The 13,068-nt window shown below is 62.3% G+C and carries 11 protein-coding genes; all 11 read left to right on the plus strand.

What is annotated here, in order from left to right; translation table 11 throughout:
* Positions 1 to 231 precede the first annotated feature (231 nt).
* Positions 232 to 966 carry a DUF4386 family protein gene (locus FJ319_13080; protein ID MBM3935209.1) on the plus strand — a complete coding sequence of 245 codons (735 nt, stop codon included), beginning with the start codon at positions 232 to 234 and terminating at the stop codon, positions 964 to 966.
* 154 nt (positions 967 to 1,120) lie between these two features.
* Positions 1,121 to 1,813, plus strand: coding sequence for a DUF4386 family protein (locus FJ319_13085; protein MBM3935210.1), 693 nt, complete (start codon positions 1,121 to 1,123; stop codon positions 1,811 to 1,813).
* Positions 1,814 to 1,836: 23 nt separating this feature from the next.
* Positions 1,837 to 2,337 (plus strand): NUDIX domain-containing protein, encoded by a 501-nt coding sequence (locus FJ319_13090; GenBank protein ID MBM3935211.1) that lies wholly within the window; start codon positions 1,837 to 1,839, stop codon positions 2,335 to 2,337.
* 98 nt (positions 2,338 to 2,435) lie between these two features.
* Positions 2,436 to 4,892: an FAD-dependent oxidoreductase gene (locus FJ319_13095; protein MBM3935212.1), complete on the plus strand. Its 2,457-nt coding sequence runs from the start codon at positions 2,436 to 2,438 to the stop codon at positions 4,890 to 4,892.
* A 5-nt stretch (positions 4,893 to 4,897) separates the two neighbouring features.
* On the plus strand, positions 4,898 to 5,314 hold the full coding sequence (locus tag FJ319_13100) for a hypothetical protein (protein MBM3935213.1): 417 nt from the start codon (positions 4,898 to 4,900) through the stop codon (positions 5,312 to 5,314).
* A gap of 103 nt (positions 5,315 to 5,417) precedes the next feature.
* Positions 5,418 to 6,752: an exo-alpha-sialidase gene (locus FJ319_13105; protein MBM3935214.1), complete on the plus strand. Its 1,335-nt coding sequence runs from the start codon at positions 5,418 to 5,420 to the stop codon at positions 6,750 to 6,752.
* 66 nt (positions 6,753 to 6,818) lie between these two features.
* Entirely contained in the window at positions 6,819 to 8,150 is a 1,332-nt protein-coding gene (locus tag FJ319_13110; GenBank protein ID MBM3935215.1) for an exo-alpha-sialidase, read from the plus strand.
* A 66-nt stretch (positions 8,151 to 8,216) separates the two neighbouring features.
* Complete coding sequence (locus FJ319_13115; protein MBM3935216.1) at positions 8,217 to 9,560, plus strand: exo-alpha-sialidase; 1,344 nt, start codon at positions 8,217 to 8,219, stop codon at positions 9,558 to 9,560.
* A gap of 90 nt (positions 9,561 to 9,650) precedes the next feature.
* Entirely contained in the window at positions 9,651 to 10,640 is a 990-nt protein-coding gene (locus FJ319_13120) for a hypothetical protein (protein ID MBM3935217.1), read from the plus strand.
* A gap of 153 nt (positions 10,641 to 10,793) precedes the next feature.
* Complete coding sequence (locus FJ319_13125) at positions 10,794 to 11,543, plus strand: tyrosine-protein phosphatase (protein MBM3935218.1); 750 nt, start codon at positions 10,794 to 10,796, stop codon at positions 11,541 to 11,543.
* A gap of 332 nt (positions 11,544 to 11,875) precedes the next feature.
* The gene (locus tag FJ319_13130) at positions 11,876 to 12,658 is read left to right on the plus strand and encodes a tyrosine-protein phosphatase (GenBank protein MBM3935219.1); all 783 of its coding nucleotides are present in this window, start codon (positions 11,876 to 11,878) and stop codon (positions 12,656 to 12,658) included.
* The last annotated feature ends 410 nt before the right edge of the window (positions 12,659 to 13,068 follow it).

Consider the following 13,068-nt stretch of genomic DNA (forward strand, 5'->3'; position numbering starts at 1 on the left):
CCATCAGCTCAGCGGCCTTACTTGCCTCGCAACGCCCCTCCAGAACAAGGTTCAGTATCTGTGCTCTCTTCGCTTCTCGCTCGGTCAAATGTAGTCCTCTCATGGACTGACATATTCACTGAGCAGTTACCTACTGACAATATCACTGAGCAAAGACACATTGCTTAGCCTCATGTTGACTTTGCCGGACGATTCTAATATCCTACCGACCTAATAGCGCAAATCCAAAAGATGCGCCGTCGGCAAGGAGACCGTATGAAGATGGTGATCGGTCCAAAGCAGCTGACTGGTATTCTTCTGTTGGTCATGACCGTCGTAGACCTGAGCTGGTACTACTTCTTCGAAATAGCCCCGCTGGACGTGGACATGACCACGCCGGGGGCGGTCGCCGCATCGTTCGCCGTCATCAACGAGAACCGCGGGATGTACCTCGCCGGGCTGTGGGACGACTTCGCCTGGAACTTCACAGCCTTTCTCGTCGGCTGGGGGCTGTACCTGGGGCTGCGCGACCGCGACCAGCGGTGGGCGCTGCTGGGCGGGCTCAGCTTCGTCGCCGCCGCAATCACATACGTGATTGCGGACGCCGTCTGGCTCGGCTGGGACAGCTTCGCCGATCAGTACGCCTCTGCGAGCGGCGCCGCTGCAGAGTCGCTCAAGACCGCCGCGCTGGCGCTTAGCCCCATCGACTGGTGGGCCGACGGCATCGGCTCGATCTTCTTCAGTGTGGGCCTGCTGGCGTTCAGCCTCGCGCTTCGCGCCGTGACCGGCGGTTGGGGCCGCTGGCTCTGGGCGCTGGGCCTCGTGGGCGCGGTGGTCTGCTTCACCACCTCGCTCTTCGATGTGACCGCCGCGGACTACCTCTACTTTGTAAACACCGTGTGGTACGCGCTGACAGGCGTCTGGCTCCTCATGGACTCCATGGCGAAGAAGGCGGAGGCGGCGCAGCCGTCTGCCGCGACGACCTGAACGGATTGCCCAGATAGATCGGTAACCGGAAGGGCGGACAACAAAAGTGTCCGCCCTTCCTATTTGTCGGGGTGTCCTAACGGCGTAGGCTGTTGTACACTTAGGCCCCGCCCCGCGTTACTCAACCGTTTCTGATGGCCGAAAAGGAGACCGGATGAAACTCGCCGCGCGCCCTCAAATCATCGCCGGCGTCCTGCTGTTGGCGCTGGCCGCCGTCGACGCGGCCTGGTACTTCTTCTGGAACTTCCAGGGGCTGGCGATAGACATGCCCTCGCTCGATCTCGCTGCCGGCACCTTCCAGGTCATCGACGAGAACCGGCAGTTCTATCTCACCGCCGTGTGGTTCGACTTCGCCTGGAACCTCGTCGCGTTCCTCGCCGGGTGGGCGCTCTACCTGGTGTTGCGGAGGCGGAGCCGCAGATGGGCGCTGCTTGGCATTCTGGGGTTCGTGTCCGGCGCGGTCATGTTCATGTTAGGCACGATGGCGCTGTTCGGCTACGAGCAGCTTGCGCTCCAGTACGCCTCCACCTCCAGCTTCGACGTCCGCACCCTCACCTCCACGGCGCTCGCGCTGTACTACATCCAGGCGGGCACGGGCGGCCTTGGGGCGTTCCTCTTCAGCGCGGGCGTGGCAAGCTTCAGCCTCGCGATACTCCTCTACCACGCCGGCGACGGCCGGTGGTTCGGCCTCCTGGGCCTTATAAGCGCGGCGATACTCCTCGCCACGTCCACCCTCTACGTCCCCGGCTCCGCGTACATCTCCTACGTCGCCACCCTCTGGTACGCCCTGACCGGCCTGTGGCTCATCCTCGCGCGGGGGAAGCCTGTGGAGTCCGAGGCGGCGTAACACACCGGTAGCAGGACCAGGAAATGCGGCAGATGATCAGCTTCAATACCGATGCCGGGCGATTCAGCCATCGCGTCGGCGCGGTCGCCATTCGCAACGGACGCTTCCTGGCGATGATGTTCGAAGGGCAGGACTACTGGTTCCTTCCGGGCGGCCGCGTGGAGCTGAACGAGCCGTCCGAGGCAGCCCTCAGGCGGGAGATGGAGGAGGAGTTTGGAGCAGAGGTTAGGGTAGGGCGCTTGCTCTGGGTGCTCGAGAACTTCTTCCCGTTGCGCGGCGTCCCGTTCCATGAGCTCGGCCTGTATTACCACGTCGAGATGCCGGAAAGCTGGCGCCACATCGATTCCGACGAGCCGTTCGAGATCATCGACGGCGCCGACCGCCTCACCTGCCGGTGGCACCCGCTGGACAGCCTCGACACTTTCCCCGTCAAACCCGCCGTTTTGAGCGACGCGCTACGGGCGATTCCTAACGAGACGGCGCATATTGTACACTTAGAGCCGTTTCACGGGGCCAATCTGTAAGTACCTCCGTCCAATCAACAGGCAACACCGCGCGCCTCGGAAGAAATCTGCGTAATCTGTGTAATCTGCGGTTAACATCTTCTCTCCTGGAGCTTCCAATGCAGGACCGCGCTCGAATCGTCGTCATCGGGGCCGGCATCGCCGGGACCAGCACCGTCTACCACCTCGCCCAGCTCGGGTGGAAGGACATCGTCGTTGTGGACCAGGGGCCGCTGTTCAAGACGGGCGGCTCCACCTCGCACGCTCCCGGCCTGCTCTTCGTCGTCAACTCCTCCCGCACGATGGCCAACTTCGCCAAGTACACCACCGCGCTGGACGACAGCATGAAGCTGAACGGCGAGCGCATCTTCTGGAAGACCGGCGGCATGGAGGTGGCCTGGACGAAGGAGCGCTGGTACGACCTCAAGCGCAAGTACGCCTACGGCAAGAGCTGGGGCGTGGGCGCGGAGCTCCTCGGCCCGAGCGAGGCGCGCGCCAAGGTGCCCCTCCTCTCCGAGAAGATCTACGGCGCGATGTACTCCCCCAACGACGGCGCGGGCTACGCCCACATGGTCGCCGAGGCGCTCGCGCTGGAGGCGCAGAAGCGCGGGGCGGCGACCTTCTACGGAGACACGAAGGTCACGGGCATAGAGGTCGTGAACGGCCAGGTGAAGGCCGTCAATACGGATAAGGGCCGCATCCAGACGGACATCGTCCTCTGCTGCGCCGGTATCTGGGGGCCGCTCGTCGGCAAGATGGCGGGCGTCACCGTCCCCCTGTACCCGATGCGCCACCAATACGCCGTCACCGAGCCGCTGCCCGAGCTCAAGGGCGAGAAGGAGAAGGTCCGCCACCCGATCCTGCGCCACCAGGACGAGGCGATGTACTTCCGTCAGGAGTTCGACTCCTACCTCGTCGGCGCGTACCGCCACGAGCCGATGCTCGTCGAGCCCGAGGACATCCTTGAGTGGAAAGACTCGAAGGTAATGCCGTCCGTCATGGACTGGGCGCCGAGCATCTTCGAGCAGGGGCTGCGCGAGTCGGGGGAACTGCTGCCCGCGACGAAGGGGAAGGGGCTCAAGTTCAAGCTCAACGGCATGTTCTCGTTCACCGCGGACGGCATGCCGCTCATGGGCGAGTCGCCCAACGTCCGCGGCTTCTGGATGGCCGAGGCGGTCTGGATCACACACGCCGGCGGCGTCGGCAAGGCGATGGCGGAGTGGCTCGTCCAGGGCTACCCGGAGCTGGACATGCGCGAGTGCGACGTCGCCCGCTTCCACCCGCACGCGCTCACGAAGTCGTACGTCCGCACCCGCTCGGCCCAGCAGTTCCGCGAGGTGTACGACATCATCCACCCGGGCCAGCAGATGGAGAACCCGCGCAACCTGCGCCTCACGCCGTTCTACCCCAGGCTCAAGGAGCTGGACGCCGAGTTCTTCGAGGGCGTCGGCTGGGAGCGCCCCCAGTGGTTCAAGGCGAACGCGAAGATGCTGGAGCAGTACCCGTACAACGGCCCCAAGCGCACCGAATGGCAGTCGCGCTTCTGGTCGCCGATCATCGCCGCCGAGCACCACGCCGTCCGTAACGGCGTCGGCATGTTCGATATCACTCCCTTTACTAAGATCGAGGTAACAGGGCCGGGCGCGCTCAAGTTCCTGCAGTCGATCACGAGCAACAACTTGGACCAGCCCGTCGGCCGCATCGTCTACACAGCGATGCCCAACCACCGCGGCGGCATCCGCGCGGACCTGACGATCACGCGCCTCTCGGAGGACCGGTTCCTCGTCCTCACCGGCGGCGGCATGGGCATGCTGGACCTCTTCTGGCTGCGCAAGAACGCCCTGCGCGACGGCTCGGTCTCGATAACGGACGTCACCTCCAGCATGTTCAACATCGGCCTCTGGGGTCCCAAGTCGCGCGACGTCCTCAAGACCGTCGTTGACGAGGACATCTCCAACGACGCCTTCCCGTACATGACGGCGAAGCGCATGCAGATTCAGGAAATACCAGTCCTGGCGATCCGCATCTCGTACGTGGGCGAGCTCGGCTGGGAGATATACGGCCCGGCGGAGCTGGGCCTGCGCGCGTGGGACATCCTGTGGAAGGCAGGCCGCTGGAGCGGCATCACGGCGGTCGGCGGCGGCGCGTTCGAGACGCTGCGCCTGGAGAAGGGCTACCGCATGTGGGGCAGCGACATCCACACCGAGTACAACCCCTACGAGGCCGGCATCGGCTTCGCGGTGCGCCCGAACAAGGGCGACTTCATTGGCCGCGACGCGCTCGCGAAGATCAAGAAGGACGGCGTCAAGCGCAAGCTCGTCTGCATAACGATGGACGAGCCCAACACCCTCGCGATGGGCAAGGAGCCCATCCTGGACGGCAGCAAGGTCCTCGGCTACGTCACCAGCGCCAACTACGGCTACACCGTCGGCAAGTCCATCGTCTACGGCTACGTCCCCACCGAGTGCGCCGCCGAGGGCACAAAGGTGCAGATCGAGCACTTCAAGGAGATCTACCCGGCGACGGTCACCCGCGAGCCGCTGCTCGACCCGGAGAACCTGCGGTTGAAAGGGTAGGAGATATGGACGCGGGTACAGACAGAATACGGCCTGACCTGCTCAACCGCCTCGAGTTCGAGATTCTTGAGAGTATCCGGATTGGGATGGACTCGCTATATGCCCTCTGCAAAGATTCCCAAAGGAACCTGAACGACGTTGCAGTAAAGGACGTGGCGGTTGCGATAGTGGCGCTGTTAGAGCGCAACTTCATTGAGCCTCATTACTTCAGCTTCCGACGGGACGAATTCGTTGCATGCAGCGGCGGTCTGGACGCGGACAGCCTGATTGAGCATTTGCGATACATCCCCAGAGTCGATTACCTGGGACAAGCGCCGGAGGAACTGGGCGGTGATTTCTTCTTTGATGTAACCGAACAAGGACTGGCCGAGGAGGAGAGGGCTGAGTATGACGCCTACAAGCCGGAGGGCGATATTGGTTAGTTCTGGTTGAAAGCCTAACACGGACTTGTATAATGGGGTCCGTTGTCGCGGCCCATTTGTTTCTGGCCCGTGAACCATTCGAGCAGACACTGAGGAGGCGCCTATGTCCCAGTTCCACATGACCCGCCGCGAGGAGATGCTCGCGGCGCACTTCACGAAATTCTTTCACGACTCCTCGTTCGTGGAGCTTGAAGGCGGGCGCATCCTCCACGTTTCCAAGACCAGCTTCTGCACCTCGGACGACGGCGGCATAACCTGGTCGAAGGTCTATGAATGCAAGGACCGGAACGGCAAGCCAGTCGGCACATCCTGCACTTCACTCGTGAAGCTCTCCGGGAACGGTATCGGCCTGGCCGGCATCGTCAAGCCGAAGGACCCGCAGGGCGCGGACTGGATGGAGCAGCACTGGTACATGGTCTTCTGGCGGTCGGACGACGGCGGAAAGACATGGGAGCCGCCCGTGCGTATGAGCAGGCCAGGCGTGGATACGTTCGCGTTACAGGACACCTTCCTCCGCACCTCCTCAGGCCGCATAATCCTTCCCGTTTACCTTTCTATCCGTCATGGCCACCATCCCATGGACCCGCCTTACCCCAGCACCGGGAAGCTCGCATTCAACCAGTTCGTCTCGACCGGCGGCCATTTCTATGACACCGGTTTCGGCGCTTGCGAGGCCCTGTACTCGGACGACGACGGCCGCACATGGAAGAAGAACAAGGACGGCGCGCTTGCCCTCCACCTTGACTGGAACGCCAACATATCCCACGTGGGCGAGCCCAGCATAGCCGAAGTCTCGCCCGGCAAACTGGTGATGATGATGCGTACAAAGGTTGGCAGGCTCTACCAGTCGTGGTCGATGGACAACGGCGAAACGTGGACCCTCCCATTTCCCACCTCGTTGGCTGCGGACACCACGCCCGCGCAGATACGGCGCATCCCTTCGACCGGACACCTCCTGATCGTATGGAACCAGGAAGGAGTTGAGGACATCCGTCGCGGCTTTAACAGGATGCGAATGTCATCGGCAATAAGCCGCAACGGTGGGGGAATCTGGGAGTTCTACCAGAACATCCTCTCTGTGGACGACGTAGTCCGAATCGAGCCCGGCCCAATAGGGTCCGTGCGACCGGAGGAGGTCTACATGGGCACGCCTCTCCAGGGCGTGAGGATTCGGGAGAGCGACTATATCAAGACCGCGCAGTTCCACGGGCGGTGGTCTTACCCATCCGTCTTCGTGATGAAGGACCGCGTCATCGTCTGTCATACCTACACCCACTACGAACCGCACGCCACAAAGGCGGAGTTGGTCAAGGTAGGCGGCGCGAACAACGAGTACAACCAGATGATGAAGGTGCTGCCGCTGACCTGGTTCTATGGAGGCAAGCAGCCGTCCGAGAACCTGTCCCTCCCGAGGGCCACAGACCCGGCGGTGCCTTGATAGTCCTTGCCTGGTCTCGACATTGAAGTCGCGTTCCTACAACGACATACAGTCCGGAGGACACAGTTGAACAACTTCTTTATGACGCGTCGCAACGAAATGCTGGCGGAGCACCAGACGAGCTTCTTTCACGATTCCACGTTTGTGGACCGGCCGGACGGCAGGCTGCTGCACGCGTCCGGCAAGCGGTTTTGCACTTCCGACGACGGCGGCATAACCTGGTCGCCGGTCTTCGAGTGCAAGGACAGGGACGGCAACCCCGTCGGCGGCGGGGGTACGTCGCTCGTGAAGCTGTCCGGCAACGGCATCGGCCTGGCGGCAATGCGTAAGGGCATGGGCGTCAACCACCCGGACTGGATGGAGCAGTACACCTACATGGTCTTCTGGCGCTCGGACGACGGCGGCAAGACGTGGGAACGCCCTGTCCGCATGACGCGCCCCGGCGCCGCCTGCCACGCGCTGCAGGACGTTGCGCTGCGCACCAGCTCTGGCCGCATCATCGTCCCCGTTTACGTCCACAAGTGGCACACCGCCCACCCGGCGGACCCAAAGCCGCCCATGACGGGCAAGCTTGTCTTTAACCAGTGGTACGGCACTTCCGGCCACTTTTACGACCCCGCTTCCAGCAACTGCCAGGTGCACTACTCCGACGATGACGGCCGCACGTGGAAGGTCAACCACGACGGCGAGCTGATGATCCAGATCGACTGGGGCGGATGGACGGCCGGCGGTGGAGAGCCGACTGTGGCTGAGGTAAGCCCGGGCAAGATCATCATGCTCATCCGCACCCGCCTCGGCAGGCTCTACCAGGCGTGGTCTTACGACAACGGCGAGACGTGGACCGCCCCGTTTGCGACTTCCCTGGCGGCTTCTACCACGCCGGCGCAGATACGCAGGATACCCTCCACCGGCCATCTGCTGGTCGTCTGGAACCAGGAGGGCCACGACGACGTGCACAACGGCTTCAACCGCATGCGTATGTCGTCGGCAATCAGCCGCAATGGCGGCAGCGTGTGGGAGTTCTACCAGAACATCATGTCCATTGATGAGACCGTGCGTGTCGAGCCGGGTCCGATAGAGCACCTCCGCCCTCTGGAAACCTACCACGAGCCGGGCAAGGGTTCCGACGTCCGCGACCCGTCGGCCGTCAAGACCGCCGGATTCCACGGCCGATGGTCATACCCGTCGCTCTACGTCGGCAAAGACCGGGCGATCGTTACGCACACGTACACCCACCTGGAGGAGCACGCCACGAAGGCGCAGCTCGTGAGAGTCGGCGGCGCGGGCAACGAGTTCAACCAGTACATGAAGGTGCTCCCGCTCACATGGTTCTACGGCGGCAAGCAGCCCGCGGATAGTGACCGCCTGCCGCGGCAGGACGAAACGCCCACGCCGTGACGGAAGTAGAAAGTCGAAACTCACTACTCTTAACTCTCAACTCTCAACTCCATCGGAGGCACGACGATGAGCAATGTACCAATGACTCGGCCATGGGAAATGCTGGCCGAGCACAAGACCAACTACTTCCACGACTCCACATTCATCGAGATCAGCAACGGACGCATTTTGCACTGCTCCGGTAAGCAATTCTGCACGTCTGACGACGGGGGCATATCCTGGTCCGCGCCGTACCAGTCCAGGGACAAGAACGGCGACGTAATAGGCGGCGGCGGCACCTCGCTTGTCAAGCTGGACGGCAATACAATCGGTCTCGCGGCGATCCGCAGGGGCAAAGGGCCTGATTTCCCAGACTGGATGGAGCGACACAGCTACATGGTCTACTGGCGCTCGGATGACGAGGGAAAGACCTGGGAGAAGCCTGTCCGCATGTCGCTTCCGGCGCTGGGACAGGTAGTTGCCTATCAGGACGTGTTTATCCGGACGAGCACCGGCCGGATCATGCTGCCTATCTACACCGGCCTCGGCCACGAGCTTCATCCGCTGGACCAGCATTACCCGCACCACGGCAAGCTTGTAAACGGACAGTGGGTCTCCACGTCAGCGCATTTCTTCGGCACAGGCATTGCCGGGAGCTACGTCGTTTACTCGGACGACGAGGGACGGACCTGGCAGCAGAACAAGGACGGCCATCTCATCATTTATATCGACTGGGCCGCTTCCTTGAGCGCGACTAGCGAACCGACGATTGCCGAGGTCGCTCCCGGCAGGATTGTCATGTACCAGCGGACGAAGCTGGGACGCATATTCCAGTCCTGGTCGTACGACAACGGCGAAACGTGGACGTCGCCGGTACCGACATCCCTCGCGGCCACCACAACGCCTGCTCAGATACGCAAGATTCCCTCCACCGGCCACATGCTCGTGGTCTGGAACCAGGAGAGTGAGGACGAGATCAGGGCCGGGTATAACCGCACGCGCATCTCTTCCGCAATAAGCCGGAATGGCGGCAGCGTCTGGGAGTTCTACCAGAACGTGCACTCCATGCACGACGAGACACGCGTGGAGCCCGGGCCGATACGCGCCGTGCGCCCCGAGGAAATGCACAACAAGCCGGGGCAGGCGCCGCCGACGCGTGACGGTAAATATCTCAAGATTGTGGACCACCACATCCGGATATCGTACCCTTCCGTTTTCGTCATGAAGGACCGCGTCCTCATTGCCCATACGTATACCCACTACGAGGACCATCCAACCAGGGCGCAGCTCGTAAAGGTCGGCGGGGCCGACAACAAGGATTTTAACCAGATACTCAAAGTGCTTCCCCTCACCTGGTTCTACGGAGGAAAAGAGCCCGCGGACAACCCAGCCTTCCCGAAGGCGTCGGACATCGCCGTCCCATTCCCATAACGCGAAGCATGCTGTTAGAATTGGGAAATTCTGTCAAACGAAGACCGTTGACATCGAAAGGATCTCGTACACTTGGCTAAGAAGGGGATAATGGAGCGGCTGAAGGAGGGCGTCGTCCTCGGTGACGGCGGCTACATCGTGGAGCTCGAGCAGCGCGGCCACGTGGTCACGGGCGCGTTCACGCCGGAGGTGGTCATCCGCCACCCCCAGGCGATCAGCGAGCTGCACTACGAAATGAAGAACGCCGGCTGCGAGGTGCTGCAGGTCATGGCGTTCTACGGCAGCCGTGAGAAGCTGGCGACCGTGGGCTACGGCGACAAGACGTTCGAGATCAACCAGAAGGCCACTCAGCTCGCCAGGGACGTCGCCGGCACCGACCTCCTGGTCGCTGGCGACCTCTCGACCACCTGGAAGTGGAAGAAGGGCGACAAGGCCGCGATCAAGGAAGTCACTGCGATGTTCGACGAGCAGCTTGAGGCCCAGAAGGGCGTCGACTTCTGGATCGGCGAGCTCTTCTTCGATCTGGGCGAGGCGCTTCTCTGCGCCGAGCGTATCAAGGCGAAGACCAAGCAGCCCGCCATGATCACCATGTCAATCCGCGGCGGCACCAAGACGGTGGACGGATATACCGCCGCCGAGTGCGCCACGCAGCTAAAGGCCGCGGGCGTTGAGATCATCGGCCTGAACTGTATGAACGATCCCGAGCACATGTACCCGCACATCAAGGCGATGCGCGACGCCATCGACGGCTACATTGCCGCCCAGCCTGTCGCGTACCGCTGCACGGACGACACCCCCTGGTTTACCGGCCAGCCCGCGTTCCCGGACAAGCTGGAGACGATCCAGATGGACCGCTATGCCCTGGGCGAGTTCGCCTCGAAGGCGAAGGAGATGGGCGTCAACTACATCGGCGGGTGCTGCGGCTGCAAGGCCACGCATATGCGCGAGATGGCCAAGGCCCTCGGCAAGTACAAGTCCGACCGCGTGTGGAACAAGCAGGCCTCCGCGATGAGCGAGACCGAGTACAGCGGCAAGCACCGCGCTGAGGTCGAGGCCAAGCGCAAGTCGGCGAAGAAGTAACAAGCAAGCCTAGACGAAGTTCTGGAATGGGTCCCGGAAACGGGACCCATTCTCCTTCTTGAGAAACAAACAGGTTCCCTATATTCTTACTCTTGTCCGTAACTCTGCGTCTTCACTCTGCGCCCTCTGCGCTTAATCCCGTCCGGAGGCCCAATGACCACCCTCACACCACAGCGCCGCCTCAAGATAGAGGGGACGTACAACGTCCGCGACATCGGCGGCTACAAGACCGCGGACGGCCGCACGACGCGCTGGAAGACCTACCTCCGCGCGGATAGCCTCCATAACCTCAAGCCGCAGGGCCAGCAGGCGCTCGTGGACTACGGCATCAAGACCGTCGTGGACCTCCGCCGAGTGCGCGAGACCGTCAAGACGCCCAACGTCTTCGCCACCTCCAAGCTCGCGCGGTACGTCCACCACAACATGATTACGGACACCAACCCGGCCACCTACGGCGCGGGCGAGGGCATCTGGCTCATCTACAACTCGTATATCGTCCTCCTTGAGGAGCGCAAGCCGCAGATCAAGGAGATCATGACGACGCTCTCGGAGCCGGACGAGGTTCCCGCGCTCTTCCACTGCGCCGGCGGCACCGATCGCACCGGCATCGTCGCCTCGATGCTCCTGGGCACGTGCGGCGTTCCGGACGAGACCATCTCCGAGGACTATGGCCTAAGCGCCGAGCCCCTCTGGGAGCGCTACCTGGTCGAAGGCCCCCCGGACGGCTACTCGATGGACGACCTCACCAAGCGGCGTGAGCGCGGTGAGTTCTCACCGCCGGAGGCGATGATGAAGACGCTGGAGCACATCCGCGTGAAGTACGGCGGCATCGACGACTACCTCTCACACATCGGCATCACCGAGAAGCAAATGAACAACATCCGCCGTGCGCTGGTAGGGTAGGGGTGTGCGGTTTTTGATGGGGTCGAGGGGTGGCTAGCGCTGAAAGCGCGGGATGACTCAGCCCGGGGAGTAGCCCCGGAGGCTTTGCGAAGGGGCGAAGCCCTGGGTAAGGGATCCAAGGATTTCCAAGCCCTGTAAGGGCGTGATATTCCGACGGCATGGACGAAGAGTATCGTGCCCTTACAGGGCTTATCGATCTTTCGCTCTTTTACCCAAGGCGACGCCCTCTGCGCAGAGCCTTCGAGGGCTTTGCCCTGGGCTGAACCATCACGGCCCGTTGGGCCTTGGGGCGACCGAACTTCGGACTTGGTAACTTTCTACAGGACATCGCCATGGACGACCTCTTCGACTCTCGGCGGCACATCAAAATCGACGGCATCTACAACCTCCGCGACATCGGCGGCTACCGCACGCGCGACAACCGCCGCACGCGGTGGCGCGCCTTCTTCCGCTCCGACAGCCCCCACCGCCTTACGCCGGAGGCGCAGGCAACACTTCTGTCGCACGGCATCAAGACCGTTGTGGACTTCCGCGACTACAGCCACAAGAGCCAGTGGGAGTACCGCCTTGGCGAGAACGCCGCGGCACGCTACGTTCACCTGGACCTTCTCGGCGAGCGGCTTCTTGCGGACTGGCTGGCTCTGGAGGAGCAAAACGGCGGCCGATTGCTTGGCAACCAGGTCAAAACACTGACGGCGATGTACCGGCGGACCATAGACGAGCGGCAGGAGCAGATCGCCGCCACCATGTCCGCGCTCGCCCGCCCCGGCGCGATGCCGGCGATGGTGCACTGCGTCGTCGGCAAGGACCGCACCGGCCTCGTTTCCGCGCTTTCACTCGGCCTCGTAGGCGTGCCTGAGGAGACCATCGCGCAGGACTATGCGCTCAGCGGGCGATGTCTGGTGGAGTCGTACCACACCTACATCAAGCCGCCCGGCCTCACTCCCGCAACCTACACCTGGGAGCACTACCAGCGGGACTTCTGCCCGCCGGAGGTCATGCTCTCCACGCTGGACCACATCATCAAGACCTACGGCGGCGTTGCCGAGTACCTGCTTACAGCAGGAGTCACCGAGCAGCAGCTAAACACCCTGCGCCGGGCGTTAGTGGAGTAGGGCAAGATGTCAGCCGGTAGGGGCCCCGATGAATACGGGCCTTCGTTGTTTACCGTGATTGAAATTGGAGCCGTGACGCCACGCCTTCCAGGTAGGGGCGGGTCTCAGACCCGCCTGCACCAACTAATTCGATTTCCGAGCATGCGAATCTCGGTCTAACGGCCTTGTAAGATAAAAAGAGACTGGCTGATGTATAAAATGTGAGATAGCGGGGCAGGCCGATCAGGCCTTGGTCCGACATTGTCGAGACCGTCCTTCAGCGAGGCCGCCGCGCAAATCACCTTACAGATCCCGAACAGTTGCCTGAGCGTCATTAGTGACAGCTCGCTTCCGCAAGGTAGGGACAGAAAGGGACATCATGGCCAGTCAGAGTACATTTATCGGTATCGATGTCTCAAAAGCAAGTCTTG

The sequence above is a fragment of the SAR202 cluster bacterium genome (assembly GCA_016872355.1).
GTDB lineage: Bacteria > Chloroflexota > Dehalococcoidia > Lucifugimonadales > VGZY01 > VGZY01.